The organism is Streptomyces griseorubiginosus (assembly GCF_017614965.1).
Taxonomy (GTDB): domain Bacteria; phylum Actinomycetota; class Actinomycetes; order Streptomycetales; family Streptomycetaceae; genus Streptomyces; species Streptomyces griseorubiginosus_B.
In genome coordinates this window covers 1-881 of sequence record NZ_WVUG01000684.1, presented here as the reverse complement: position 1 = coordinate 881, position 881 = coordinate 1, and the positions used below count along the sequence as shown (strand labels likewise).

Below are 881 nucleotides of genomic sequence, written 5' to 3'. Positions count from 1 at the left end.
GCCCTGTACGGCGCCTGGTACGAGTTCTTCCCCCGCTCCGAGGGCACCCCCACCCAGCCGCACGGCAGCTTCCGCACCGCCGCCCGCCGGCTGCCCGCGATCGCCGCGATGGGCTTCGACGTCGTCTACCTGCCGCCCATCCACCCGATCGGCACGACCTTCCGCAAGGGCCGCAACAACACCCTCTCCCCCACCCCCGACGACGTGGGCGTGCCCTGGGCGATCGGCTCCCCCGAGGGCGGCCACGACGCCGTCCACCCCCAGCTGGGCACGATCGAGGACTTCGCCTGGTTCGTCGAGCAGGCGGCCGCCCTGGGCCTGGAGATCGCCCTGGACTTCGCCCTGCAGTGCTCCCCCGACCACCCCTGGGTCCAGAAGCATCCCGAGTGGTTCCACCACCGCCCCGACGGCACCATCGCCTACGCCGAGAACCCGCCCAAGAAGTACCAGGACATCTACCCCATCGCCTTCGACGCCGACATGGACGGCCTGATCGCCGAGACCCTGCGGGTGCTGCGGCTGTGGATGTCGCTGGGGGTGCGGATCTTCCGCGTGGACAACCCGCACACCAAGCCGGTGGTGTTCTGGCAGCGGGTGATCGAGCAGATCAACGCGAGCGACCCCGATGTGATCTTCCTGGCGGAGGCGTTCACCCGGCCGGCGATGATGCGCACCCTGGCCCAGATCGGCTTCCAGCAGTCCTACACCTACTTCACCTGGCGCAACTCCAAGCAGGAACTGACCGACTACCTCACGGAGCTGTCCACACAGACGGCCGCCTACATGCGGCCCAACTTCTTCGTCAACACCCCCGACATCCTGCACGCATACCTTCAGCACGGGGGCCGGCCCGCCTTCGAGGTCCGCGCCGTCCTGGCCGC

The 881-nt window shown here is 69.1% G+C and carries 1 pseudogene; it reads left to right on the top strand.

The features are described from left to right. Nucleotides 1–881: pseudogene (locus GRC12_RS44735) on the top strand (alpha-1,4-glucan--maltose-1-phosphate maltosyltransferase); the annotation flags it as partial.